The organism is Adhaeribacter radiodurans (genome assembly GCF_014075995.1).
GTDB lineage: Bacteria > Bacteroidota > Bacteroidia > Cytophagales > Hymenobacteraceae > Adhaeribacter > Adhaeribacter radiodurans.
On sequence record NZ_CP055153.1, the window covers coordinates 4,805,442 to 4,830,961 of the forward strand.

The 25,520-nt window shown below is 42.3% G+C and carries 19 protein-coding genes; 11 read left to right on the forward strand and 8 right to left on the reverse strand.

From position 1 onward, the window contains the following. Nucleotides 1-176 precede the first annotated feature (176 nt). A complete protein-coding gene (locus tag HUW48_RS19120) occupies nucleotides 177-2,423 on the forward strand; it encodes a TonB-dependent receptor (protein ID WP_182412465.1) in 2,247 nt (748 codons plus the stop codon). A gap of 97 nt (nucleotides 2,424-2,520) precedes the next feature. On the opposite strand, the gene HUW48_RS19125 is transcribed toward HUW48_RS19120, so the two are convergent. Then, complete coding sequence (locus HUW48_RS19125; RefSeq protein ID WP_182412466.1) at nucleotides 2,521-3,294, reverse strand: cupin domain-containing protein; 774 nt, start codon at nucleotides 3,292-3,294, stop codon at nucleotides 2,521-2,523. A gap of 79 nt (nucleotides 3,295-3,373) precedes the next feature. Between HUW48_RS19125 and HUW48_RS19130 the strand changes: the two genes are divergently transcribed. The 3 genes from HUW48_RS19130 (at nucleotide 3,374) to HUW48_RS19140 (ending at nucleotide 7,647) form a co-directional block, all read left to right on the forward strand. Next, nucleotides 3,374-4,366, forward strand: a complete 993-nt coding sequence (locus HUW48_RS19130; RefSeq protein WP_182412467.1) for a helix-turn-helix transcriptional regulator — start codon at nucleotides 3,374-3,376, stop codon at nucleotides 4,364-4,366. A 310-nt stretch (nucleotides 4,367-4,676) separates the two neighbouring features. Continuing rightward, entirely contained in the window at nucleotides 4,677-5,519 is an 843-nt protein-coding gene (locus tag HUW48_RS19135; RefSeq protein ID WP_220463953.1) for a CvfB family protein, read from the forward strand. Between the two features lie 562 nt (nucleotides 5,520-6,081). After that, complete coding sequence (locus HUW48_RS19140) at nucleotides 6,082-7,647, forward strand: alpha/beta hydrolase family protein (protein ID WP_182412468.1); 1,566 nt, start codon at nucleotides 6,082-6,084, stop codon at nucleotides 7,645-7,647. Between the two features lie 385 nt (nucleotides 7,648-8,032). Here HUW48_RS19140 and HUW48_RS19145 read toward each other — a convergent pair whose 3' ends face one another. The 5 genes from HUW48_RS19145 to HUW48_RS19170 all read right to left on the reverse strand — a co-directional run bounded on the left by HUW48_RS19145 (nucleotide 8,033) and on the right by HUW48_RS19170 (nucleotide 16,199). Next, on the reverse strand, nucleotides 8,033-8,188 hold the full coding sequence (locus HUW48_RS19145) for a transposase (protein ID WP_182412469.1): 156 nt from the start codon (nucleotides 8,186-8,188) through the stop codon (nucleotides 8,033-8,035). A 157-nt stretch (nucleotides 8,189-8,345) separates the two neighbouring features. Further along, entirely contained in the window at nucleotides 8,346-10,424 is a 2,079-nt protein-coding gene (locus tag HUW48_RS19150; protein ID WP_182412470.1) for a CehA/McbA family metallohydrolase domain-containing protein, read from the reverse strand. Between the two features lie 204 nt (nucleotides 10,425-10,628). Continuing rightward, nucleotides 10,629-12,548 carry a glucosamine-6-phosphate deaminase gene (nagB, locus tag HUW48_RS19155; RefSeq protein ID WP_182412471.1) on the reverse strand — a complete coding sequence of 640 codons (1,920 nt, stop codon included), beginning with the start codon at nucleotides 12,546-12,548 and terminating at the stop codon, nucleotides 10,629-10,631. 113 nt (nucleotides 12,549-12,661) lie between these two features. Next, nucleotides 12,662-13,924: an ROK family protein gene (locus tag HUW48_RS19160; protein WP_182412472.1), complete on the reverse strand. Its 1,263-nt coding sequence runs from the start codon at nucleotides 13,922-13,924 to the stop codon at nucleotides 12,662-12,664. 682 nt (nucleotides 13,925-14,606) lie between these two features. Beyond that, the gene (locus HUW48_RS19170; protein WP_182412473.1) at nucleotides 14,607-16,199 is read right to left on the reverse strand and encodes an AGE family epimerase/isomerase; all 1,593 of its coding nucleotides are present in this window, start codon (nucleotides 16,197-16,199) and stop codon (nucleotides 14,607-14,609) included. Nucleotides 16,200-16,494: 295 nt separating this feature from the next. Here HUW48_RS19170 and HUW48_RS19175 point away from each other — a divergent pair, with 295 nt between their 5' ends. From HUW48_RS19175 to HUW48_RS19195, 5 genes are all read left to right on the forward strand, one after another. Next, a complete protein-coding gene (locus HUW48_RS19175; protein WP_317173715.1) occupies nucleotides 16,495-17,436 on the forward strand; it encodes a phytanoyl-CoA dioxygenase family protein in 942 nt (313 codons plus the stop codon). Nucleotides 17,437-17,628: 192 nt separating this feature from the next. Beyond that, nucleotides 17,629-18,039, forward strand: a complete 411-nt coding sequence (locus tag HUW48_RS19180) for a VOC family protein (protein WP_182412474.1) — start codon at nucleotides 17,629-17,631, stop codon at nucleotides 18,037-18,039. A gap of 137 nt (nucleotides 18,040-18,176) precedes the next feature. Then, the gene (locus HUW48_RS19185; protein ID WP_182412475.1) at nucleotides 18,177-18,533 is read left to right on the forward strand and encodes a nuclear transport factor 2 family protein; all 357 of its coding nucleotides are present in this window, start codon (nucleotides 18,177-18,179) and stop codon (nucleotides 18,531-18,533) included. 254 nt (nucleotides 18,534-18,787) lie between these two features. Beyond that, the gene (locus HUW48_RS19190) at nucleotides 18,788-19,741 is read left to right on the forward strand and encodes an ABC transporter ATP-binding protein (RefSeq protein WP_317173716.1); all 954 of its coding nucleotides are present in this window, start codon (nucleotides 18,788-18,790) and stop codon (nucleotides 19,739-19,741) included. Next, the gene (locus HUW48_RS19195; protein WP_182412476.1) at nucleotides 19,741-21,324 is read left to right on the forward strand and encodes an ABC transporter permease/substrate-binding protein; all 1,584 of its coding nucleotides are present in this window, start codon (nucleotides 19,741-19,743) and stop codon (nucleotides 21,322-21,324) included. The genes HUW48_RS19190 and HUW48_RS19195 overlap by 1 nt, the downstream gene beginning before the upstream one ends. Nucleotides 21,325-21,437: 113 nt before the next feature. Here HUW48_RS19195 and HUW48_RS19200 read toward each other — a convergent pair whose 3' ends face one another. After that, nucleotides 21,438-22,175: a LytR/AlgR family response regulator transcription factor gene (locus tag HUW48_RS19200; RefSeq protein WP_182416448.1), complete on the reverse strand. Its 738-nt coding sequence runs from the start codon at nucleotides 22,173-22,175 to the stop codon at nucleotides 21,438-21,440. Then, a complete protein-coding gene (locus HUW48_RS19205) occupies nucleotides 22,172-23,242 on the reverse strand; it encodes a sensor histidine kinase (RefSeq protein WP_182412477.1) in 1,071 nt (356 codons plus the stop codon). The genes HUW48_RS19200 and HUW48_RS19205 overlap by 4 nt, the downstream gene beginning before the upstream one ends. A gap of 885 nt (nucleotides 23,243-24,127) precedes the next feature. Between HUW48_RS19205 and HUW48_RS19210 the strand changes: the two genes are divergently transcribed. Together HUW48_RS19210 and HUW48_RS19215 are read left to right on the forward strand one after the other, a co-directional pair. Continuing rightward, nucleotides 24,128-24,715, forward strand: a complete 588-nt coding sequence (locus HUW48_RS19210; protein ID WP_182412478.1) for a dioxygenase family protein — start codon at nucleotides 24,128-24,130, stop codon at nucleotides 24,713-24,715. A 112-nt stretch (nucleotides 24,716-24,827) separates the two neighbouring features. After that, nucleotides 24,828-25,499, forward strand: a complete 672-nt coding sequence (locus HUW48_RS19215) for a YceI family protein (protein ID WP_182412479.1) — start codon at nucleotides 24,828-24,830, stop codon at nucleotides 25,497-25,499. The last annotated feature ends 21 nt before the right edge of the window (nucleotides 25,500-25,520 follow it).

Genomic DNA, 25,520 nt, shown 5'->3' on the forward strand with positions numbered 1-25,520 from the left:
CGCTTTGCGTTTTACTATCTCTTCTTTAAATGGCTTTCACCCGATAAGTTTTGGGCATTCTTCTGTGCCTGTCTTATCCTGAACTAAATCTTATTATGCAATACTTTTACCAAGGAACGGCTGTATCCTCACTAATAGAGGCATGTCGTAATCGTACAAACTTACGCCGCTTACTTATGACTTGTTTTTTCTTATGCGGTGCTCTTTCTGCCTCGGCGCATAAAATTTCTATAAAAGGAGTAGTATACGGCAAAAACACCAACACACCTTTATCTGGCGCTACCGTTAAAATAGTAAATACTTCCAAAGTTTCTACTACCGATAACTTTGGCGTGTACATTTTTACTAATCTGGCCGATGGTCCTTACGAATTACAGATATCTTACCTGGGTTACGAACAAAGCCGGGCAAAGGTAGTAGTAACCAAGGCTGCTCCGGCCAAAGTAGTTACGCACCTGGAAACCGGCAACTTACAATTAGCAGAGGTGGCGGTTTCTGCCGCTCAGGAGAAGCCCTTAAACATTATCAGTTCCGTAGACTTACAAATGCGGCCTATCCAGAATTCGCAGGAAGTATTACGTTTTATTCCGGGTCTGGTAATTGCCCAACACGCCGGTGGCGGCAAAGCCGAACAAATATTTCTGCGTGGTTTTGATATTGACCATGGTACCGATATTAACCTGACGGCCGATGGTATGCCGGTAAACATGGTATCGCACGCGCACGGACAAGGCTACTCCGACTTACACTTTCTTATTCCGGAAACCATTCAGGCCGTAGATTTTGGCAAAGGACCGTACCAGGCCAACAAAGGTAATTTTGCTACGGCCGGTTACGCCGACTTCCGTACCCGCCCTGCCCTTGATAAAAACAGTTTAAAGTTAGAAGCCGGTCGTTTTGATAATTACCGGGCGGTAGGCATGTTTAATTTGCTCGGACCCGCTGCCCGGCAGAAACACCAGAATGCGTACCTGGCTACCGAATATTTATTTAATAACGGGTATTTCAATTTGCCACAAAACCTAAACCGGTTAAATATTTTTGGTCGCTATCAAAGTATTATCAACGACAAAACTATTATTAATGCTTCTTTATCGGCTTTTCGGAGCAAGTGGGGTGCTTCGGGCCAGATTCCGGGACGGGCAGTAAAGCAAGGCCTTATCAGTCGGTTTGGGGCGATTGATAGCAGCGAAGGCGGTAATACGGCTCGTTACAACGCTACTATTTCACTGGAGAAAATGCTGGCGCACGAAGCCGTACTCAAAAACCAGATATACCTGATAAAATACGATTTTAATCTGTATTCTAATTTTACTTTATTTCTGAACGATCCGGTAAACGGCGACGAAATCCGGCAGCGCGAAAACCGCACGATTTACGGCTACCAGGGCAATTACGAAAAAGAACTTAATTTGCTCGGCAAATCGCTCCGGAGCGACATCGGCATTGGCCTACGCTACGACGATGTGAATGGTTCCGAACTGTCGCGTACCCGGAACCGCGTTTTTTTATCACCTGTGCAAAAGGGAAATACCAACGAAGCCAACGCTTACGCTTACCTAAGCGAAACCTGGCAATTATCGCCCCGCTTATCAATAAATGCCGCTTTGCGTTTCGACCAGTTTCACTTTAAATACGAAAACTTACTATCCAGCGACTCTTTAGCTTCGGTATTAAAAGCTAACCGCAACCGGTTCAGTCCTAAGTTAAATATTTCGTACATGCTTTCCCCTTCAGTGCAATTGTATTTAAATACCGGACAGGGATTTCACTCGAACGATACCCGGGTTTCGGTGTTGCCCAATAGCCGCGAAATTTTACCTAAAGCTACTGGCGCTGATTTGGGCGTAACTTTTAAACCGGTCAATCGGTTGTTTGTGAACGCAGCCCTCTGGTTTTTAGATTTAGAACAAGAGTTTGTGTACGTTGGTGACGAAGGCATTGTGGAACCTTCGGGCAAAACCCGCCGCTACGGTTTAGATATATCGGCCCGTTATCAGTTTACGAATAATTTGTTTGCTGATGCCGATGTGAACCTGGCTCACCCCCGCGCCCGCAATGCGGAAGCCAATGCTTATTACATTCCGCTGGCTCCTACTGCTACTAGCGCCGGTGGTTTTACTTACCAATCGCCGGATAAATTTAGAGGCAGTTTGCGTTACCGCTACGTAGCCGACCGCGCTGCCAACGAAGATTACAGCTTAACCGCTAGTGGCTATTTTTTACTCGACGCTGTTGCCGCTTACACATTTAAAAAGCTCGAATTTAAACTAAGCGCTGAAAATTTACTAAATCAGGAATGGGAAGAAGCCCAGTTCGAAACCGAATCGCAGCTACGCGGCGAAACCAAACCTGTAACGGAAATTAACTTTACCCCCGGTACACCCTTTTTTTTTAAAGCGGGGATTACGTATAATTTTTAATTAAAAAATAATAAACTGTTGCAGAATAACTGAATTAAAGCGTAACCGGCACACTCTTGTTTGTCGGTTACTCTAACCTATTTTAAACTAACATTTACTACCGGAAGTATTTTTCCAAAGCTTTATCTTCCCCTTTCCATTGCGCAATTTTGGCTAAGGAATTAACTAATGGCTCTTGAATAAAGCCGGGAACGTCGGGTAAATAGGTGCCGCTGTAGCCTAAAAGCAAGGCCATGTGCCAGGGGTTTTTCGTAATGGAGCCATCAAATTGCCCGTCGTTGGCTAAGCCATATACCACCCGTACGCTTTTTTCCAGACCACCGGCCGGGCTTACTTTAACCCGCAGGAGAATAGTTTCATTAGTAGGATTAGAAAAATAATGCAATTCTCCTTTACGTGCCGTAGCATTTTGCCCTTCGTTTACCCGGTATTCTTTTCCATTTCGGCCCACCAGAGCCTGGCCTTTTAAAACGGTAAAATGCTCGTCAAATTTTTTATGATAATGCCAGGCATTGCCCCCGTGGGGTTCTACTTCCACCTGTATTAATTCGTAGGCACCGTTCGTTTCCGCTCCGGTTTTCAAAAACGTAGACTTATAGTTACCCTCGCTATTGTACACCGTGCGGTCGGAGCGGTTTCCTACGCTTAAATCCAAAGGTGGCAGAAATAAGGCAAATACGGTTATTGCTACAAACAGAAAAAGCACCAGAAAGATAGGAAAGCCCACCAAGGTATATAATAACCGGATACCCCAGTGGTGTGAATGCTTCCAGATACGAAAAACGCCAGTGGGATAGAATAAAAAAGAAGTCCATTTCCACGAGTTAGTGTTGGATACAGTTGGATTGAAAGCAGTTGTTAGGTTATTCATAAGTTTTGTTTTTTTTATACAAATTTGTACCTTAAACCGATGGGTGTGCTACGGATAAACGGATTTTGATTACGGCAAAATGGATAAAATTGAAAATCATAACTGGGGAAGTATTTTCAGCGACATCTCGCAGAAGGAAGTATTCCGCAACGACCGCTATACCGAAGTGGTGGCGCATTTTAAAGAACCAAATCTGGCTAGTGCCGAAATTATTTCTATCCATACCCCGGGCATTGAGTTAATCCAGGCTAATTTTACTACTGCCCGCAAGCTGGTGCTCGTAGACCCGGAAAGTTCAGAAAAGGTAGGTTCTTCTTTTATTTTAAGCGGTGATTTGGAGTCGCAGTTTTCCTTAAATAAAAACTCGGTGACTCATTGGGTAAATACCCATGGTTTTCAGTACACCCCTGATTTTCAAGGCCAGCATATCATTCATGACCAAAAATTGCAAGCTTTTTCCTTCTTTTACGATAATGCCTATTTTAAAAGTATAGCACAATCAGCCGGCGTTAAATACCTGGACAAGGTTCTGGATTGCATGGAACGCCACGAAACGCTGTTGGTACCGCCCGGTAAACTGGCGTTACAACCCCGGATGGCGGAGTTGCTGCACGCTATTGTGCAGTGTAAGTTTCAAGGAATTACCAAATATTTATTTATTGAAGCAAAAATGCTGGAATTGTTTGCTTTGCAAATGGAACAGCTTAATACGGGTAGTGCTAAAAAAGAAGATTGGAGCCCCGCCGACCGGGAACGCTTAAAAGCCGTGCACGACTTTATCAAACAAAGTTATTTAGAGCCACTAACCTTAACGGGCCTTTGTTACCAATTTGGCCTTAATGAATTTAAATTAAAAAAAGGATACAAACATTTTTTTGGAACTACGGTTTTCGGACATATTCACCATTTGCGTATGCAAACGGCGCAGCAACTGCTAGCCACGGGGCAAATGAATGTTTCGGAAGTTTCCTTTCACATTGGCTACAACAACATCAGCAGCTTTTCCGAAGCCTTTAAGAAAAACTTTGGCTACCTGCCCGGCAAAATAAAATTGCACGCCACCCACTTTTAAAAGTCAGGAAGCCACTGAATCCTTTTTAAGAATTGTTTTAAGGGACAAATCACCAAATGGAATTGGTTTTATCATAGCTTAGAACTTTCTCCTACAGCTATTTACGAATAGTTAAACAGCTTTCTTTAACATAATAATTATATAAAATTCATACCAGCGGCTGCTTGCAACTTAAAAGCTAATGCATATACGACAAATAATTGCATTATAAGAAAGGGAAATAGTAAATTTACGCTCCCAATGTAATATCCGCAACCGACACCATGCAGTTCCACGTTACGTACATTGATAAACCTTTTTCGCAAATATTATGGTAGCCATTGGCGATTACAACGAACTGGAAATAGCAAAAGAAGTAGATTTTGGCGTGTACCTGGACTCGGACGACGGAGAAATTCTGTTACCGGCTAAATATGTGCCCGATGATGCTCGCGTAGGTGACCGTTTACGCGTTTTTATTTACCGGGATTCCGAAGACCGGATGATTGCTACCACGCTGGAACCTAAAGCCAAAGTTGGAGATTTCGCGGCGCTTCAGGTAAAAGACACCAACCAGTACGGCGCATTTCTAGAATGGGGTCTGGAAAAAGATTTATTTGTGCCTTTCCAAAACCAGCGCGATAAAATGCAAGCCGGGCGGCGGTACGTAATTTATATTTACCTCGACGATAGTTCTGACCGCATAGTAGGTACAGCTAAGTACGAAAAATATCTGCAAAAAGAAGTTACCGATTTAACTGAGGGGCAAGAAGTACAATTGCTCGTAGCCGGTTTAACGGATTTGGGTTATAAAGTTATCGTAAATAACAAATACCTGGGCATGGTTTATAAGAATGAGGTTTTCCGGGATTTACCAATTGGTGAACAAACCAGAGGTTATATCAAAAAAGTCAGGGAAGACCAGAAACTAGACGTGACTTTACAACGCGTAGGCTTTGGAGAGGTAAAAGATGCGGCCCAGATAATTCTGGAAAAGTTACAAGGCGCTAATGGTTCTTTGCCTTTATCCGACAACTCCGATCCGGATACTATTTATCAAATGCTGGGCATGAGTAAAAAAACGTTTAAAAGAGCCATTGGTACACTGTACCGTCAAGGTCAGGTTGTGTTGCATCCCGAAAGTATTTCATTGACGAATCAAATTGAAGAATAGTCCGGCAAATCTGGAAAGGTTATAGAGTACTTTAAATCTGAATTAAAAACAGGATAGCGACTTTGGAATTCTTAAATTTTCCAAAGTCGCTTTTAATTAGTGCCAGTAGAGTACTGCCGAAGTATAATTAACTACAGAGGCTTGCACCTGAACCTGGAATAGGTAACAGATTTAAAAGTAAAAAAGCCCGAGGTTTTGCTTGTGCTATTATAAACTGGATTGAAAAATAGTTGCTGAGGCAGTTAAGTGCAGTTACCTATTTTATGGTTAATGACATAAAAATTAAAACTAAGTTTTATCCTTGTTGATTAGCCTTCCTATTTTGCTTTTAATATAAAATAGCCCGAATAAATAATAAGCCACAAACCGCTGCAACTAAATGATTTTATTTGTATACTGCTCCATTTTAGAAAAAAGCTAATTGGGTATAACCAGATGCAGTTAGTTAAGTAAGTTCGATTAATTTTTAATTGTTCAGAATGCGTTTGGATTACCCATAAAGGCTGACCAGGAGTTTTTGAAATTTGCTTTTCCCCTCTTTACAAAAATTTAAATTTTTCTCATGAAGAAAGCTCTATATCTTTTTTTCGTGTGCCTGGCCAGTACGGCAGCGGCGCAAACTGCTAATTCTGGGGCAGCGGGTAAATATCCGCCCGTAGTAAATTTTACCGCCGAACAAGACCGGCAAAACATGATGAAGCAATTAGGGATTGAAGCTCTGCGCCCAGGCCCTAGCGGCGATGAATCGGCACCTAACCACGCCAATTACGACGAAGCTTTAGCCAACCCTTACCCGAACTATCCCGAGGTACTTACTTTAAAAAATGGTAAGAAAGTAACTACCCCGGCTCTATGGTGGAACCAGCGCCGCCCCGAAATAGCCGAAGATTTTGAAAGAGAAGTGTACGGCCGCGTCCCGAAAAAAGTACCTAAAGTAATTTGGCAGGTAACCGTTACCGACAAAGAAATGGTTGGCCGCACCCCGGTAATTGCTAAACAGTTGGTTGGTCGGGTAGATAATTCGGAGTACCCTTTAATTGACGTAAATATTTCTATGACCCTGGTAACGCCGACGAATGTAAAAGGTCCGGTACCAGTGCTCATGATGTTCGGTCGCAGCGGACTGCCCGCTCCTGCGCAACCACCGAAAGAAGATTTAGAAAAAATTAATGCGGCCTTAAAAGAAATACTCATTAAAAGCGATCCTTCGCTAAAAGCTATTTTTGAACAATATCCGGCCTATAATCCTTTTTCGCCGCAGGCCACAAATCCTTTTGGTGCTTTTCCTGCTCCGGGTACTCCGCCCAGCGATCCACCTACCATTAATCAGTTAGTGGCTGCTGGCTGGGGTTACGTCACTATCGACCCTACCAGCATTCAGGCCGATAATGGCGCCAGCTTAACCAAGGGCATTATTGGTTTAGTAAATAAAGGCCAGCCGCGTAAACCCGAAGATTGGGGTGCTTTGCGTGCCTGGGCCTGGGGAGCTTCCCGCGCTTTAGATTACCTGGAAATCGAACCAACGGTAGATGCCAAAAAAGTAGGAATTGAAGGCGTTTCGCGGTACGGGAAAGCGGCCTTGGTTACGTTAGCGTATGATCCGCGGTTTGCCTTGGGCTTAATAGGCTCGGCGGGGCAAGGCGGCACCAAACCTAACCGGCGCAATTTTGGCGAAGCCGTAGAAAACTTAACGGGCGGTTTATATTATTGGATGGCCGGAAATTATCTAAAATACGGAGCTGCCAAAGCATCCTTCGGTATTAAAACTGCCAATGACTTACCAGTGGATCAGCATGAATTAATTGCTATGTGCGCTCCACGGCCTACTTTTATCAGCTACGGTATTCCCGAAAAAGGCGACGCTAAGTGGCTGGACCAACAAGGTAGTTACATGGCAACTGTTGCCGCCGGCCCCGTTTATAAGCTGCTTGGCGCCCGCGATTTAGGAGTTACAGAAAGTTATAAAACAGCCAAAATGCCCGGGGTAAATATAAGTTTGTTGGATGGTGAATTGGCCTGGCGGCAGCACGACGGCGGCCATACCGATGCGCCAAACATTAAATACTTTATTCCGTGGGCCAATAAAATGGTTAAGTATACGCCTGCTCCTGTTACTCCTACTCCTTAGTTTTGGTAATTTCTGACAAAGAAATTTTTTAGTAAATTTTCGCAGGTAGTAGGGCAGTTAAGTTCTACAGATAAAAACTTTTATAACGCGAGCGTCCACGCTCGTGTTGTTTATCGTCCGGCCTCTGGCCGGTAGGAATTTAACTGGATTTATTTTAAGGAACCTCTAAAAGTATGCCCGGTCAGAGGCTTCCAAAATAATTTTCACGAGCGTGAACGTCCGTGAAAGTAGTAATATTTTAGTGTTTAATGGTTGTGCTTCTAAAAGGGAATATTCTACGGCTGTTACCTAATTGTTATTACAACCTGTACCTACGCAAGTTAACTGTACCACTACGCCGGAGTACTGTTTTCCTGTTGGGTCAGGTATTCGTCGGCACCGGTTTTTAGGCCTCCTGGCGAGTTTTTAAACGCTGCCGCCATATGTAAAAAGCCGCCTGGCTTACGCCATGCTCCCGACTAATTCCAACGGCTCTTTTGCCTTTTTCAAACTCTTTGAGAATTTTGGCATTTTGTTGAGGGGTGAAGGTCTTTCTTTTCAAATGCGCTGTTTTAAGTTAAGCTTTTTTCTTTTCCTAAACAGTTCTATTTTCGGGGAAGTTTACAGTCCATGGAGGGTTTGCGAAAGAAAAATGAACCTGTAAGTTTAGGACTACAAAAATTAATGGTAGTGACAGGTTAAGTAGTGGCAATTACTTTTTACTCAAGCCAAACCTGTTGCGTAAAGGCGCCATTCACAGCGGCATCCCATACTTCTACCCGTACCCATTTTTTATTTTGCAGATTGGTTGTAAAAGTAAATTTCTTCTTGCCAAAAGGTAAGGTGTGTTTTAAGTTTATTTTTTCCCGGTACACCTGTGTTCCATCACCCGAAATTATTTCGGCAAAAGTTAACGGAAAAGTCCAGTCTACTTCTAAGGCAATTGTTGCTTTTCCGTTTTTTGCTAAAGTAGAGGTTTCACCGGATTTTTTCCCGTTTACGGTAAATGTCGGCAGCAATACTTCGCCCGTAGACACAAAAAATCTTCCTTGTTGCATGGCATCCAAAATAGGTTGCCAGCCATTGTTGTAGTTGGGTAGTTTATCTAGCTGCAAATAATTTACGTTTAAATGCGCGTACATTTCATTTTCGGGCTCTACGGTAAACAAATCTGCTTCGGCAATAACGTGTTTTTTTAAACCCCAATTCGCCATATCATCCATTAAATCCAACACGCGTTTACTTAACCGGGGCTCCGATAATTCGCCGGGTATATTTTTCCAGGCGGCGCCCATAAATTGATCCGATTTAAAAAATGCTTCTTCTTTGTATTTATCGGGGTAACCGGTAGATCCTTTGGTTCGGGCGTGAGCCGTCCAGGCCAAGCCGTTTTCCAGTTCCAGTAATTTTAACATCTCGGTTTTATCGGCAATGCGGTAAACTTTCCCAAAACGCGAATCATCGGTAATAAAAGGCATTCCGGGCTTCCGCGACATAATCCAATAAACTGGTTTAGGAAAAAAGGCTAACCAATGGCCGCCCAAAAACTCGTTTGGTTCTTCGCCGGGCAAGAGTAAAAACTTATCCGAAGAATAGCGCCTACACATATCAAATAAGGTTTTTAACTCCAATAAACGTTGCTCATCGGGGCCTTTTGGGTGCGCCGTATAATGAAACTCACCCAAGTGTACTATATCGATACCCGTATTTTTAAATACCTCTACAAAGGTGGGCTTCTCGGGTACCGGCTGGTTGGCCAGCAGCACTTTCATTACAAATTCGTTATGAAAATGGCTTGACATGGTTTTATAGCCCGGCAGCGGTTTATACACATCGCTATGCGTAAATTGCTTTACTTCGGCTAAGGTTTTGTCGGGGGTAGCCGGGCTTAGCAGGCAAAAAAAGTTAAGCCGCTGTTGGGTTTTAGGTGGCGCATTAAACCAGGGCACATAACGATCATCACCCATTAAATCCTGGCGGATTCCTATGCCATAACCAGGCAGCATATTGCGGTAATTACGGCCGAACCACGTAAATTTTAAATTAAAAGCTTCGTCCAGAGGATAAAAATATTGGTGCGGTGCGGGAAATACAGCCAGGTTGCCGTTTTCGCCGGTGCCCATAATGGTGCGGTACTTTACGGCTAGGTTGGTACTGGTATCAGCGGTTAGAGCGGTGGTTGTTTGCAGCTTATCACCCGAATCCGACCAGGATATACTCTTCCAGACCAGGGCTTTACTAACCAGGCCGGCATCGTAGAGAATAGCTGTAGAATCTACTTCGGTGGCCATTACTGCCGCTACATTAAACAGCGGACTGCCGTTATATAAGGTAATTTCGAGGGCACCGTTAAACGTGGCCGCTTGTATTTCCGAAATACGAATAACCGTGCGGGAACCATCGGTATGCACGCTGGCCGTTTTTTTATTTAGATTAACCAAATAAGACTGGTGCGGTTTTTTGTGGGTCTTATCGAAGAAAATATTCCAGCCGTTCTGCGTAATTAAATCCCGTTTGCCAATGGTTAAAATAAAAGCCGGGTCCAGATTGGCGGCTATTTCTTTAAACGCACCTTGCTGCGACAACTGAATACTCGTAAAAAGCGGACTTTGCGGCGCAAGATTTAAAATAATTTTCCCTTTTTGATTTGCTTTAGCTGGCCAGCTTACTTCCAGGCGATTAGGAGTACTGGTCACCTGAGTTGCGCTCTTTTTTTGTATTCCGGTCAGGTCTATTGGTATTTGCGCCTGAGAACCAAAACAGATAAATACTAGCAGCAAAAGAATACCTTTTCTCATAATCAGGTAAGATTAAAACCACTATTTAGAAAAATAGCTTTTATTCACGAAGATTTTATTACTCACTCAGAAAAAAGCCAAAGTACTTTTGAATCAAAATTATAAAAATAGTAAAGTTTGACTCATGTATAATTCTAATAAAAATCCCCACTCTTTCACGGGTGGGTGAAAAAGTGGGGATTAAGTTACTATTGAATTCTTAATTTAGAATTTCCAGCGCACAAAAGCTTCCATGGCTTCGTAATCGGCGAGGCCTAGTTTATCGTAGATTTTAGCCGTTTCGCGGTTACGTTCGGCAGCCCGCACCCAAAACTCCCGGGCATCGTCGCCGGGGAATACCGGCCGGTCTTTTTGTGATTGATGTTTGAAAATGGCGTTGCGTTTCCGTTCTACTTCCTGCGGCGACAGCGGTACGGCCATTTCAATTTCGTGCACTTCAAACTCGTGCCAGGCGCCCCGGTACATCCACAGCCAGCAGTCTTTGGTCCAGCTTTCGGTTTTTTGCAGACGTGTCAGGGCTTCCAGGATAATCCGGAAACAGACAATATGCGTACCGTGCGGATCGGCAAAATCGCCGGCGGCAAAAATCTGGTGCGGTTTTACCTGCTGCAGCAATTCCATGGTAAGTTCAATGTCTTTTTCGGTAACCGGATTTTTTTGGGTTTTACCGGTTTCGTAAAAAGGCAAAGCCATAAAGTGAATATGATCATCGGCTAAACCTGCGTAACGAGCGCCCGAAATAGCTTCACTTTTCCGGATAAATCCTTTTACGTCGCGGACCTCCTGGGTATCTATCTGATTAGGTTGTTTCTGAGTAAAGAACCGGCGCATATCCTCGTAAATAGATTTTAAGTGGTTGCTATCTTTGCCGATGCTGTTATTAAAATCAATGGCAAACTCCATGTAACGCAGCACATCATCGTCCCAAACAGCAGTATTTCCTGAAGTTTGATACGCTACGTGTACATCGTGCCCTTGATCTACCAACCGGATAAACGTACCCCCCATGGATATCACATCGTCGTCGGGGTGAGGAGAGAAAATAATGGTGCGCTTTTTGGCAGGATTGGCCCGTTCCGGCCGTTGCGAGTCATCGGCGTTTGGTTTGCCACCCGGCCAACCGGTAATGGTATGCTGAATTTTATTAAAAACGTGAATATTAATATTGTAAGCCGGACCTTTTTCTACGGCCAACTGGGCCATACCGTGGTTATTATAATCTTCTTCGGTAAGCTTTAAGATAGGTTTGTTCAATTCACCGGATAACCAGATAACGGCTTTTTTAGTAAGTTGCTCGTCCCACACGCAATCTTTTACCAGCCAGGGAGTATCAAAACGGGTAAGTTCTGAAGCGGCATCTTCGTCGAGAATAAATTCTACGTTATCCGAAAGTTGCAAGTAGGTGGCGGGCACCTCGCTCGACATTTCGCCTTCTACGGCTTTATTAATGATGGGTGCTTTTTTGGCGTTCCAGGCCATAAGCACAATTTCGCGGGCTTTAAAAATGGTACCAATACCCATGGTAATGGCTTTGGTAGGCACGTTTTCTTTCCCCCCGAAATCGCGGGAAGCATCCCGGCGGGTCAGATCGTCGAGAGTAACCAGGCGGGTACCGGAGTTAGGAGCCGAACCAGGTTCGTTAAACCCGATGTGACCCGTACGGCCTATCCCCAAAATTTGTAAATCCAGACCGCCTAAATCTTCTATCTTCCGTTCGTAGGCCAAACAAAAAGCCGGTATTTCCTCTAGAGGCAAAGTTCCGTCCGGTATATTAACGTTTTCCTTCGGGATGTCGATATGATCGAACAGGTTCTCGTTCATGAACGTTACATAGCTTTGCGGCGCCGTTGGACTCATGGGGTAATACTCATCCAGGTTAAAAGTAATTACGTTTTGGAAACTCAATCCTTCTTCGCGGTGCAAACGAACCAATTCAGCGTAAACTTCAATCGGCGTTGCTCCGGTAGCTAATCCTAGCACGGTAGTTTCCCCATTTTGCTGTTTCCGGCGAATCAGGTCACAAATGCGACGAGCCACTTGCCGCGAAGCAATGTGCTGATCGGGGTAAACCGTAACGGGTAGTTTTTCAAAACGGGTTTCTTCTAATAAGTTTAAGCGAATCATAGTTTAACTGAATAAATAGGTTTATGATTTATAAATCTGGTACACGTTAATAGTTAACCACTCCTTTTAAGCGGCAACTTGGTTTGTATGGCTATTGTTCTTTATGTTAAAATTTACACTCCTTTATTTTTAGCGAAGCCAATATTATTCTCGAAAATATTTTCCATCACCAAAGCTAAAGAACCCAGCATTAAGGTATTATTCCCTAAATCCGATAAAGCAATACTGGTTTTCTCGCGGAGCTGGGCCATGCAATACGTATTTAAAGATTGTTGTACGGGCGTTGTAATATACTGCCGGGCTTCGGCAATAGTACCACTTAAAATAATTAACTCAGGATTAAATAGCTGAATTAAAATAGCCAGGCCTTTTCCTAAATGCATCCCTACTTCCGATAAAATCCGGATGGCAAACTGATCGCCACGGTTGGCCGCTTCGATAATGGCGGGTGGTTCTAGTTGTTCTATTTCTTGTACCGTTAATTCGCTTAGCATCGAAACGGCTCCGCCTTTAATACCTTCTTTGGCCAGCCGTACTAAAGCCATCCCCGAAGCTACGGTTTCTAAACAACCGCGTTTACCGCACTGGCACAATAAGCCATCGTCTATAATAGGAATATGCCCAAATTCGCCGGCAAATCCGGAAGTACCGCTCCGCAGTTTTCCGTCCATAATCATTCCCAGACCAATGCCCCAGTCCATCCAAACTACCAGCACATCTTTTTTACCGTGGGCTAGCCCAAACCGGTATTCGGCCAGGCTAATGGTTTTTACATCGTTTTGAATAAAAACCGGCTTGTTAAATTTCTTTTCGAGAATTTCTTCCAACGACTCCGAAGAATTATTGGTTAACAGGTACGTATAGGTATTTCCTTCTTTCGAAGCTACGAGACCGGGCATGCTGATGCCGATACCAATGAGTTTGTTTTTATCGATACCGGCGGTTTGGATCAGCTCTTCGGCACAGATATATAATTGATCTACAGCGGTTAAATCTTGCGTAATTTGCAGCGGAAAAGTGCGGATACCGGTAATATTTTTGTCTTTATTATTAAAAATGGCCATCCTTGTTTTGTGCTTTTCCATTTCGATACTCAGCACAAACAAGGAGTTTTCCTGTAAACCGTACAGATCTGGCTTCCGCCCGCCAATAGATAAGCCCCGGCCCTGCTTTTCCACGATGCCTTCGGCAATTAACTCGTTTAAAAGCGCCATAGAAGTAGGCGCACTAATAGTAAACCGCTCGCAGATAGCCGCGTTGGTTTTAGCTCCTTTAACGTATAAAAATTTGATTATTTTGAGCTTCTGCAAATGCTTCTTCCGCTCGATGTGATTAAGCGTATCCAAGTAAGTATCTTCTGAGAATAAGGCGCTCATGTAACCTGATTAACTTAAACACTGCAAGGTATTTAAAGTAAAGCAACAAACAAATAACTTTTATAAAATTTTTATTAAAGTATAAATAATTAATAAAAATTTTTTATTTAATAAATAAAGATCACTCGTTCTAACCTCTTTATACTTGTAAACCTATATCTTAATGATAAATATAATAAATGGTGTTAAAGCTACTTTTTAGTTATAAACTAGCTACTTAAACCATATTTAATAGGATAGTCTATACTTAAATAAAACATAAAAGATATAGTATCAGCAGCTATTTTTTGGAGCTTGTTCCAGCCTCCAGGCGCTGGTACTATCTAACTTGAACCGGTTAAGTTTGCTTCCTAGCCGACGGGTCTCGTTTGGCTTACCCTTCCGCCTACTGTACTTCCCCTTGAAAAAGGAAAAATTCCGGTTTAGCAAACCTTGGCTCGTTTCACTGCGCCATGCCTCCTTCCTCAACTCCGGAACGCTAAAAGGCCCTCCACAGCCAAACTGGTGTCAGTTTTTCTTAGCTACTGGTTTTTATTCTTGGCTACTGATTAAACAGAATAAAATTTTATGCTGGTAAAAATTATATTCATAAATCAATGCAACTTTTAGCAAAAAGAAAACTCCCAGCAGAAGCGAATTTTACCGGGAGTTTTCTGGGACAATTTAGTAAATAATTTTAATATCAGAAGGTTATCGCAGCGCTGTTAGCAGACAAATTGCCGGCTAAGTCTATGGCTTGTACGGTTATTTTGCTGCCTTTTTTGGCAGTGGGTACTACAAAACTAGCCAATGGGGTAAAGCCAATTTTCTGGCCGTTTTGGTAAATGTTATAGCCCAACATGTTTTTATTATCGCGTACTTTTTCCCAGGTTAAAGTACCCGCATTTATTCTAATGTTTTTCGGAGCGGCAGGAGCCGTTTTATCGGGTTGTAAACGCAGCACGCAATTAGATAAGGCCCGGAACTGGTGGTAATTTCCTTTCCAGATCTGGCCTTTAAGCGCCGTTTTTTGTTCCGGTTCTTTGTCTATTCCGCCCGGGTACCAGTCGCCGTGTTCGTGGTCAATTAGGTAGGCATTAATGTATTTCCACTGCTGCAGAAATTTTTGGTAATACTGCATTTTATCATTTGGAAAATGATCGGCCATTAACAACAACGTGTTTAACCCTTCGGCTTGAGCCCACCAGTTTTTACCGCCTTTTACAATGGTAATGCCGGGTTTATCTTTAAAGTAATAACCTTCGTCGTAAAAGCCGCCGGCTTTTGCATCCCAGCCGTTAGCCAGGGCATGGTCTATCATGCGTTTCGCCACCGTCATGGTTTTAGGGTCTTCTTTTAAACCGAGTACGTGCGAAGCTTCCAACATTAAATAAGCGGTTTCTACATCGTGCCCAAACGACACATGGTCTAAGCCCCGATGCTTTTCTTGGGCAACCGCAGAAGAATCGCGGTAAGAGATAGGTTGCCAATCCGGCTTCAAAAACAAGATTAAATAGCCTTTAGGAGTAGTAATAGTATCCCGAATTAATACCAGCATTTCCTGCAAACGCTCCCGCACCAAGGGATCGGGCCAAACCTGGTAGAGTTCAGTTAAAGCTTCCAGTATATGAATAGAACTGTTTTGATCTTTGTAGCCCACTTCGGAAGTAGAAGGTAGTTTGCTGTGCCGTTGAATGGGAGTACCATCGCGTTCTAAAGCCTGGTAATAACCTTTGAATTTAGGATCGTGGCTGTGTTTTTCGAGCCAAAGAAAGGTTTTTTTGGCCAGATTTAAAGCGGCCGTATCGCCGGAGGCCATGTAATAGGTTGCCAGGGCGTAAATACCAAAAGCATTACCGTACGCATTTTTAGGCTCCGTAGGATTTTCTTTCACTTTGCCTTGCCGGTCGACGAGCGCATAGAAACCACCGTAGGTTTTGTCCCACATTACATCGCGTAAAAAAGTAAAACCATGTTTGCCGCCCGCTTTGTAATACTCTACCGTTGGATAAAACTGCGATGCGCGGGCATTGGACCAGATATGGCGTGCCTGGGTTACAATGAATTTATCCTGCTCAGGAGCTTGTTTCCAGTCGTAAGTAAAAGTACTCAGGAAACCGCCGTATTGCTTATCTATGGCCCGCGGGTACCACTTATTCAGCATCTCCGTCCGAATAGATTTATCAATTGCCGCTGCTAACTGGGCCCGATCAGTTGTGTCATTCGGTTTAAAAGCCGTTAGATAAAAGGTGGTAATTGCACAAAGAACCAAGGCAGTTAAGGAAAAATATTTCATAAAGTAATTTAATGGTATAAAGAAATCAATCCGGATTAGAATATAAAGAAAAGGAGAATGCCTACTTTTTCCAATTCAGAATTACTTTAAATTTACCTGCACTCTAAATAATCTATAGAACTAAAACTTAATTTTCAACCTTTACCCATCTCTTCTCTCCTAATTTTAGCCCTACTTAATTGAATTGATCTAAGAAAAGAGACACCCATATCAAGATAGTAGATGTTCGACTTTCATGATATGGGTGTAAGTAATAGAATGTTAAAGCCTTCTTATTACAATCTCAATCGTACGTATGGTAAATTATTTTTGGCAAGTTAATTTTGATCAGTTACTTATTAATCAGGATAAAGAAATTTCAGATAAAACAAATTTAGTAACTTACTACCCTTTATCTGTTTCTGATAGTTATTACCCAAAAGTGGGTGGTTTACCAAAAGCAAATCTCACCATGCAACTCGTATTTACTAAATCGCAAATACAGCAATTTATGCACGAGGGTTATATCCGGCTGGATGAAGCCTTTCCGCAGGAACTAGCAACGGAAGCTCGGGCAATTTTGTGGCAAGCAACCTCCTGTAATCCCGATGATGCTACTACCTGGACGCAACCCGTGATCCGGTTAGGAGATTTTAGCCAGGCCCCTTTTAGAAACGCCGTTAATACCCCTAAACTGCACGCTGCTTTCGACCAATTAGTAGGCAAAGAAGCTTGGATTCCCCGCATGAGTTTAGGCAGTTTTCCGGTTCGGTTTCCCACCCAGGAAAATCCAGGTGATACCGGCTGGCACGTAGATGCGAGTTTTCCGGGTGTTGATTTATCTGATTACCTGTCGTGGCGGATAAATGTATTTTCGAGAGGCCGGGCTTTACTCATGCTGTTTCTTTTCTCGGACGTTGGGGAAAAAGATGCTCCTACCCGGATTAAGGTAGGCTCGCATTTGGAGGTAGCCCGTTTATTAGAACCGGCCGGCCAAGCAGGTTTATCGTTTATGGAACTGGCCCAAAAGCTACCGAGTATTAATGGGGGAAAAGAAGTTCTCGCTACTGGTCCGGCCGGAACTGTTTATTTGTGCCATCCTTTTTTGGTGCATGCCGCCCAACCGCACCATGGTACAAATCCGCGCTTTCTGGCTCAGCCCCCTTTAATTCCAGCAAAAGATTTTGTACTACAACACCCTGATGGTAATTATTCTCCGGTGGAAAACGCTATTCGGTTAGGTCTTGGATTAGAATAGAAATAAATTATTAATTTGACTCCGGGAAATACCATTAACCTTACATTTTTTAGTAAGTTATTTAGTAAATAAATTAAATATAAATCAATTTAATTTATTCAATAGAATCAAAATTAACCGCATTATCAAAAGCAGGTGTATCAATAGAAACAAGGCTAATACCTAATATCTTGCTGATTTAAAAACAGAATAATGACCATAGAACACGTTGCCATCTGGACGAACCAGTTAGACGTTTTAAAAGATTATTACCAGAAATTTATTGGCGGAATTCCTAATTCTAAATACCGGAACGAATCGACCGGATTTGAAAGTTTCTTTTTAACTTTTGATTCGGGTGCCCGCCTGGAACTGATGAGCAAACCGAATGTGCCCGTTAATAAAAATGATACCATTAACCGCCAGCATTTAGGTATTATTCATCTGGCATTTGGGGTAGCAACTATGCAGGAAGTAGACGCAAAAGCCAGAGAATTGCAACAAGCCGGATATCAAATTTTAAGAGGACCCCGCAAAACGGGTGATGGCTATTATGAATTTGAAACCCTGGACCCGGACAATAACCGGCTAGAAGTAACGACACTCTTTGTTTCAGAAAATTAAGCTTGTGGTTACTTTTATAATACTTCCTTCCAAAACACTTGGTCAAAATTTACTTTTGAGGTTTTAAAAAATAACAACTGCAACTACCAAAATTTAATAGTATTCATCTTTACACTTACATTTATTAAAATTAGAATATGACTGAAGAATTTGCTAAACACTTTGCGGAAGAATGGGTAAGCTCCTGGAACTCTCACAATTTAGAAAGAATTCTGGAACATTACACAGAAGATTTTACCATAGAAACCCCCATGGCTTTAAAAATTAAACCTGAAACCGAAGGGGTTGTAGTAGGTAAAAACCAAGTTAGAGAATACTGGCAGCAAGGTTTAAAACTAATACCCAATCTGCGTTTTGAGATAATAGATGTATTAACCGGAATCAACGGTTTAACCATTTATTACCGCAACACCGCCACCGGTCGGAAAACGGTAGAAATTATGTTCTTTAATGAACAGCAAAAAGTAGAAAAAGCGTTTGCTATGTACTCTTAGCTTTTGGTAAATCCTACTTACTCCTGCATTCTAAATCATCCTTAAGGCACTAAAATTTAAAGGGTGAACATCTTAATCTAACTTTTTTCTAAGCTATTGGTCTTCCAAATTTTATTTTAGTATAGTTTTTACGGAAAAAGTAAATTTGGAAATTATCTCGGTTTCATTTTCCAATTCATAATTTCTAATTTTTAATTCAGAGTTAGCATTTCCGGGTAATGTTTGCTTTTTTGCGTAGGTACTAACCGCCTTATATGTCCGTAATGATTGAGGTAAACCAGGTATCTAAAAATTTTGGATCCATACAGGCCGTTGATAATGTTTCATTTTCGGTAGCAGAAGGCGAAACCCTTGTTTTGCTGGGTACCAGCGGTTGCGGTAAAACCACTACCCTACGCATGCTGAATAAGTTAGAGGAACCCTCAGCGGGTACTATTTATTTTAACAATCAGCCTATTAACGAGCTACCTCCGGAGCAATTGCGCCGCCGGATGGGTTACGTGCTGCAGCATACCGGCTTGTTTCCGCATTATACCATTGCTGAAAATATGGCCATTGTACCCCGGCTATTAAAATGGGAAACCAGCCGCATAAAGGAACGGGCGCGGGAACTGTTACATAAACTGCATCTTTCGGAAGATTACCTATTGCTTTACCCCGATCAACTCAGCGGCGGCCAGCAGCAACGCGTAGGATTGGCCCGGGCCTTAATGGCCGATCCGCCGGTTCTACTCCTGGACGAGCCTTTTGGTGCCCTCGACCCCATTACCCGCACCCACATTCGACAGGAGTTCTTACACCTCGACGAGTTAAAACGCAAAACCGTTATTATGGTAACCCACGACATTACCGAAGCTTTTGAACTCGGCGACCGCATTTGCCTGATGCACCAAGGCCGCATAGAACAGATTGGTGCCCCCAAAGAATTATTATTTCAGCCAAAAAGTGACTTTGTGCGCTCCTTTTTAAAAGAACAACAACTACCGCTAGAACTAAAAACCTTAACCCTTGCCGATATTGGCTTTTCGCCCACCAATGAATTTAGAAACTTACCCGCCTCTTTAAGTATTTGGGAAGCTATTGCTGCTTTATTACCACCAGATAGCTCCCCCATTTCAGAACCGTTGGCTGGCAAAGAATTACCTGCTCGTGCTACTCCGGCAATAAACCAGGTATTTCAAGCGCTGCAAAATTTCCGAAAAAACTAATGGCTGCTGAATCTTCTACTTTACTTGGCTTTATGCAGGAGCAATCCGGTAAAATACTGGAGCAATGCCTTACGCATACCGGACTTACTTTTTTATCGTTGCTGTTAGCCGTTAGCATTGGTTTACCACTGGGAATACTAATTTCCGAAAAGAAAAAATTAGCCGGTACCATTCTGGGCGTGGCAGGTATTTTACAAACTATCCCGAGCATTGCTTTATTGGGTTTTCTGATTCCGATTTTGGGTATCGGAGCGAAACCAGCGATTGCTGCTTTATTTTTGTACGCCTTACTGCCCATTATCCGGAATACCTTTACGGGAATTACCTCGGTAGATGTCGTGGTAAAAGATGCCGCCAAAGGTATGGGAATGACCAAAAGCCAAATTTTAAGGCAAGTAGAATTACCTCTAGCTTTGCCGGTTATTCTGGCCGGTATCCGAACGGCTACGGTTATTAATGTGGGAGTAGCTACTTTAGCCGCTTACATTGCCGCCGGTGGATTGGGCGAATTTATTTTTGGCGGCATTGCACTTAATAATTCTAATATGATTCTGGCCGGAGCCATACCCGCTGCTTGTTTAGCTTTATTGTTCGATTTCATATTAAGTAGGCTGCAAAAGCTAAATCTCCGGACAATGAAACGGGCCGTATGGCTATTACCCTTGGCTTTATTGGTACTGGCTACTTTTTACCTTGTTCCGCCTGCTTTCGGCACCAAGTTGCTGGCTGGTTTTACGCCCGAGTTTATGGGCAGGCAAGATGGCTTTTTAGGTTTGCAGAATATTTACCAGTTAAATATCCGGAATGTAGTAATTAGCGATGCGGTAATGTACCAGGCGGCCTACGAAAAAGAACTGGACGTTATCAGTGGCTACTCCACGGATGGGCGTTTAAAAGCTTTTGATTTAGTAATATTGGAAGATGACAAGCATATTTTTCCGCCGTATTATGCCGCCCCAATTGTAAGGAACGAAGCTTTACAACAGTTTCCCGAATTAGCTAAAATCTTAAATTTACTGGTTGGTCAGATAAATGACTCTATTATGACCGAGCTTAATTATCAGGTTGATTATTTAAAGCAAAGCCCGGAAACAGTAGCCCGAAACTTTCTGCAGCAAAAAAAATTATGGCGTCCGGCTCGCCGCGGAACAGGCAGCACCATACGAATAGGCTCGAAAATTTTTGGAGAACAGTATATTTTAACCAGTATGTACAGCCAGTTGCTGCAAGGCTACTCCGACTACCGGGTAGAAACCAAAACCGGGTTAGGCGGTACTAAAATTTGCTTCGACGCTTTAACCAATAACCAAATTGATTTATACCCCGAATATACAGGTACCGGTTTACTCGTTATTCTGCAGCCCACTCCCACCCAAATTAATCAACTCGGTACCAGTAAAGAAAAAGTGTATCAGTTCGTGAAAGATGAATTTCAAAAGCAGTATAAACTTACCTGGCTCCTGCCTATCGGGTTTAACAATGCCTACGCTTTAATGATGCGCCGAAAACAAGCGGCTACTTTAGGAATAAAAAGTATTTCGGATTTAAAAAAATCACTTGCAAAAAAAGTAAAGAATGATTAATCAGATTATTCCGTTTCGTCTTTTCAAGTCTCCAGGCTGCGGTGATATCTAGTTTGAACCGCTCTTTTGAGACTTAAAAGACTCAACGGAATAGAAGTAAAAATTCCTGCTTCTCACATCCACCGATTTAAAAATTGATTAAAATTTTCTTTGTACTGATCGCTTACTGCAATGGTAGTTTCCCCTATTTGTACGGTATTGCGGGTAATAGCTTTAATTTTTTCTAAGGCTACAATAAAAGAACGATGAATCCGCATAAACCGCCGGGGGGGTAGTTTTTCTTCTAAGGCTTTGAGGCTGGTAAGAGAGAGCACCGGTTTTGCTTCACTTAGCAGGTGCACTTTCACGTAATCTTTTAATCCTTCGATGTACAAAATATCTTTAAAAGCAATGCGCACTAATTGGTATTCTATTTTTAAGAAAAGGTATTCTTCTTCGGGAGCAGGAGCTGCAACCGGGTTAACTGGAACTTGAATTAAATCAAAATACGCTTTGGCTTTAGTGGCAGTCCGCAAGAATTCTTCGTAATTAAATGGCTTTACTAAATAATCCAAGGCATCTACACGGTAACTCTCCAGGGCAAATTGATTAAAAGCGGTAGTAAAAATAACGCGTGGATTTTTTCCTGGCTTACCTTTATCTAATACCCGGGCCAGTTCAATACCCGTCAAATCGGGCATTTGAATGTCCAGGAATAAAACATCTACGGGTTGCTCGTGCAGGCCCCGCAAGGCTTCAATGGCACTGGAGTACCGGCCTACTAATTTCAGAAAAGGCGTTTGTTCAATAAAAGCGCAAACCAGGCCTAAGGCCAATGGTTCATCATCCACGGCAATACAAGTAAGCATCAGGATAGGTTTATAGTTAAATGTACCTGGTATTCGTTTTCCGGGGTATTTTCGCCGGCCGTTAGCTGGTAGTTGCCCGAATAAAGCAAATCTAAACGCCGGCGGGTATTTACCAGGCCAATGCCACTGCTTTCTTCCAGTACCAGTTTTTTCTCGTTTACAATGGTATTGGTTACGTTCACGTGCAGATTCGGGCCGTGCTGCTCTACCTTAATTTGAATGTGACACGGCAAAATAGTACTAACGCCGTGTTTAAACGCATTTTCTACGAAAGGCAATAATAACATGGGGGCAATCATCACTTCGGTTACTGGGTTAGGTTTATAAAAAGTAACTTTTACATTCTCCGTTAAGCGTAACTGCATTAATTGAATATAATCCTGAATAAACCCGAGTTCTTTGCTGAGCAAGGTGGTGCCGCTGGTAGTTTCGTAAAGCACGTACCGCATCATCCGCGACAAGGTATGCAAAGCTTGCCGCGAAGAGTCGATGTTAATCATGGTAAGCGCATAAATATTATTGAGCGTATTAAAAAAGAAATGCGGATTAATCTGCGCTTTTAAGAAAGATAGTTCGGTACTGGTTTTTTCCTGTTCCAGTAATTGCCGGAGTTGGGCATCTTTCTGCCATTTTTGCACGGTAGTAATGCTGGTACCTATAGCCAGAACTACCAAGGTGATAATAAAAACACCAATAAGCGAATAAAACAAAGGGCCTTTGCCACCTCTGCGAACGCTGCCCTGATGAAAGGCCTGGTGCATACGTTCCGGCAAGTTCAATCCTATTTCTACTAAATAAATAAGAATTACTACCCCAATGGCTGTGCCTAGAGCGGCTACTACAAACCAACTTATTTTATTAGGTAGTAAAAGCCGGGGTACCCATACCTGGGCATTTAAATAAAAAGCCCCCAGCCATGCCCCTAGCAAGATGGCTTGCTTTATCCAGAATTGTACGGGAAGCTTTACCTCCGAGGTAAGTGGTTGAAATAAAAGCACCAGAAAAGCAACTAAACCCCAAACTAAAACTTGGATTAAAACGGAAATATTTCGGCGGATTAAAGAAGCCATTTATCAGTTTTTAGGAATTTAAAAGACAACACCAAAATTAAAGGTAAGGATTACAATAGTATAAATCTGCAATCTTCGACCATTTCCCCAATCACACCGACCAGCAGGAAATATTTGTCTATCAATTAGCTGCAATCAGTAATCGTCGGACATTAAACTAATTTCATAGACCACTTTTAACCATTAGTCGGTATTCTTTGGCTTTCTATCTATTCTTTTTTTTAATGTGCTTCTCCCTTTGTTGCTTTGTTTCAGAAATCGGGAATTAGCGAAACGCAAGATGTGCTCTATTTTTTCTTATAAGGACAAACTACCGGCTTAACAGGAAAATATAGTAGCATACGTAATTCAGGTTTAAACACCGGCGGCCGTCTCATTTTCCAAGTTCAACTTACTAAAGTATAGAGGATACAAAGTTTTAGGTTCATCCGGAATTCTAAAATACAGTTTCAGGGTACCAAAAGGCGACGACTCAGATGATGGTAATCAGCAGACCTAAAAAAAGTAAATAATTAAAAGATAACCTATTGATAGAATTTAATATATAACTGCGGCTGAACTGTTAAGGACTATTGTAAAAGCTTCTACTACAGATGAAATATTGTTTTTAATACTAAATCGGGAAATCTAACTACTAAAAGGCTAATAAGTAACCGACCTGATAGCACCGGACTTAAAGGCTGGTAGTTGGATTTTACCCGATTTTAGCATTAAAATAAATCTGAGATACAATGAAGAGCGAATAATCCGGAATAAGGATTAATAGTTTACTAAATCAATTTCATTGAATAAGAAAAGGTTACAATAGAAATTTTTCGGCAGCAACTACTTATATTTAGTTAATTTAAGGAGCGTAAGTAGCATGAAAGTTAAAAGCGTAATAAGATGAAAACCAACAGGCGTAAATTTCTGGCTTTTCTGTCTCCTCTACCGTTACTTGGTTTATGGGCACTCATTCCTAAGACTAAGCCAGTAAAGTTAACTCCTACTCCAGCATGCGACGACCACGACGAGCCTACTCCTGCGCAAACCGAAGGGCCTTATTTTAAACCTGAATCGCCGGAACGAAAAAATTTAATAGAGGCAGGTGTGGCGGGCACCAAACTTATTTTAACCGGACAAGTAGTGAATACCAATTGCCATCCAATGGCAAAAGTTTTACTCGATTGGTGGCACGCCGATGATGCCGGCAATTACGATAATACTGGTTTCCGGCTACGCGGCCATCAATACACCGATAGTAAAGGTAATTTCCGGTTAGAGACGATTGTACCCGGTTTATATCCGGGTCGCACGCGGCATATTCACGTGAAAGTACAAGCTCCCGGCAAACCTATTTTAACCACGCAACTGTACTTTCCCGACGAACCGCAAAACCGCCGCGATGGTATTTACAACAAAGTGCTTTTAATGAATATTAAACCAACAGAAGACAAGATGAATGCTGGTTTTACTTTTGTACTAACCGCATAAATTTTTAAATGCATTTACAATTAAATTGCAATAATTTCTTAAATATCAATTAATTTACTAGCGCTACTTTCAAATAAACCAAATCTTTCTTCACTTCAATTAATTACAACTTATGAGAACAATTAAAATTTCTACCTCTGTTCTGGCTTTTGCTTTACTTATTGGCAGTGTTACGGTTAACAGCACTCCCCGTAATCCGGTAAAAAAAGCAACTACTAAAGCTGTAGCTGTAACCACCCTGGACGCCGACCCGGCTGCTAGCACCATTAACTGGACCGCTAAAAAAGTAGGTGGCCAACACACCGGCACCGTTAAATTGACAAAAGGCAGCTTGCAAGTAAACGGTAAAAAATTGGTAGGCGGTAACTTTGTAATGGACATGACTACTATTACCGACCTGGATATTACCAATGAAGAATTTAACAAAAAGTTAACCGGCCATTTAAAATCCGAGGACTTTTTCTCGGTGGAGAAGAATCCTACCTCTACTTTTAAAATTACCAAAGCAGCCCCAATTGCTGGTGCCAAAGCCGGTGAGGCTAACTATACCATTACCGGTGACCTAACTATTAAAGGTATTACCAATCCGATTACTTTTCCAGCTACCGTAAAAGTGGATGGTGCAAATGCCGAGGCTAGTGCTAAAGTAGAAGTAGACCGTATTAAACACGATATTAAATTCCGCTCGAGCATGTTGGGTACTGCCGCCGACAAGATTATTGATGATATTTTTGTAATGGACATAAAATTAGTAGCAGGTAAATCTAAAACAGCTAAGTTGTAATAAGCTGTTCTTGGTTTTAAA

What these genes read in the sequence shown, in the direction of transcription:
- HUW48_RS19160 (WP_182412472.1), bottom strand. Translation starts at nt 13,924, where the DNA reads ATGAGCGCCTTATTCTCAGAAGATACTTACTTGGATACGCTTAATCAC.
- HUW48_RS19180 (WP_182412474.1), top strand. Translation starts at nt 17,629, where the DNA reads ATGACCATAGAACACGTTGCCATCTGGACGAACCAGTTAGACGTTTTA.
- HUW48_RS19135 (WP_220463953.1), top strand. Translation starts at nt 4,677, where the DNA reads ATGGTAGCCATTGGCGATTACAACGAACTGGAAATAGCAAAAGAAGTA.
- HUW48_RS19190 (WP_317173716.1), top strand. Translation starts at nt 18,788, where the DNA reads ATGTCCGTAATGATTGAGGTAAACCAGGTATCTAAAAATTTTGGATCC.
- HUW48_RS19195 (WP_182412476.1), top strand. Translation starts at nt 19,741, where the DNA reads ATGGCTGCTGAATCTTCTACTTTACTTGGCTTTATGCAGGAGCAATCC.
- HUW48_RS19175 (WP_317173715.1), top strand. Translation starts at nt 16,495, where the DNA reads ATGGTAAATTATTTTTGGCAAGTTAATTTTGATCAGTTACTTATTAAT.
- HUW48_RS19205 (WP_182412477.1), bottom strand. Translation starts at nt 23,242, where the DNA reads ATGGCTTCTTTAATCCGCCGAAATATTTCCGTTTTAATCCAAGTTTTA.
- HUW48_RS19120 (WP_182412465.1), top strand. Translation starts at nt 177, where the DNA reads ATGACTTGTTTTTTCTTATGCGGTGCTCTTTCTGCCTCGGCGCATAAA.
- HUW48_RS19130 (WP_182412467.1), top strand. Translation starts at nt 3,374, where the DNA reads ATGGATAAAATTGAAAATCATAACTGGGGAAGTATTTTCAGCGACATC.
- HUW48_RS19125 (WP_182412466.1), bottom strand. Translation starts at nt 3,294, where the DNA reads ATGAATAACCTAACAACTGCTTTCAATCCAACTGTATCCAACACTAAC.
- HUW48_RS19140 (WP_182412468.1), top strand. Translation starts at nt 6,082, where the DNA reads ATGAAGAAAGCTCTATATCTTTTTTTCGTGTGCCTGGCCAGTACGGCA.
- HUW48_RS19170 (WP_182412473.1), bottom strand. Translation starts at nt 16,199, where the DNA reads ATGAAATATTTTTCCTTAACTGCCTTGGTTCTTTGTGCAATTACCACC.
- HUW48_RS19210 (WP_182412478.1), top strand. Translation starts at nt 24,128, where the DNA reads ATGAAAACCAACAGGCGTAAATTTCTGGCTTTTCTGTCTCCTCTACCG.
- nagB (WP_182412471.1), bottom strand. Translation starts at nt 12,548, where the DNA reads ATGATTCGCTTAAACTTATTAGAAGAAACCCGTTTTGAAAAACTACCC.
- HUW48_RS19150 (WP_182412470.1), bottom strand. Translation starts at nt 10,424, where the DNA reads ATGAGAAAAGGTATTCTTTTGCTGCTAGTATTTATCTGTTTTGGTTCT.
- HUW48_RS19185 (WP_182412475.1), top strand. Translation starts at nt 18,177, where the DNA reads ATGACTGAAGAATTTGCTAAACACTTTGCGGAAGAATGGGTAAGCTCC.
- HUW48_RS19215 (WP_182412479.1), top strand. Translation starts at nt 24,828, where the DNA reads ATGAGAACAATTAAAATTTCTACCTCTGTTCTGGCTTTTGCTTTACTT.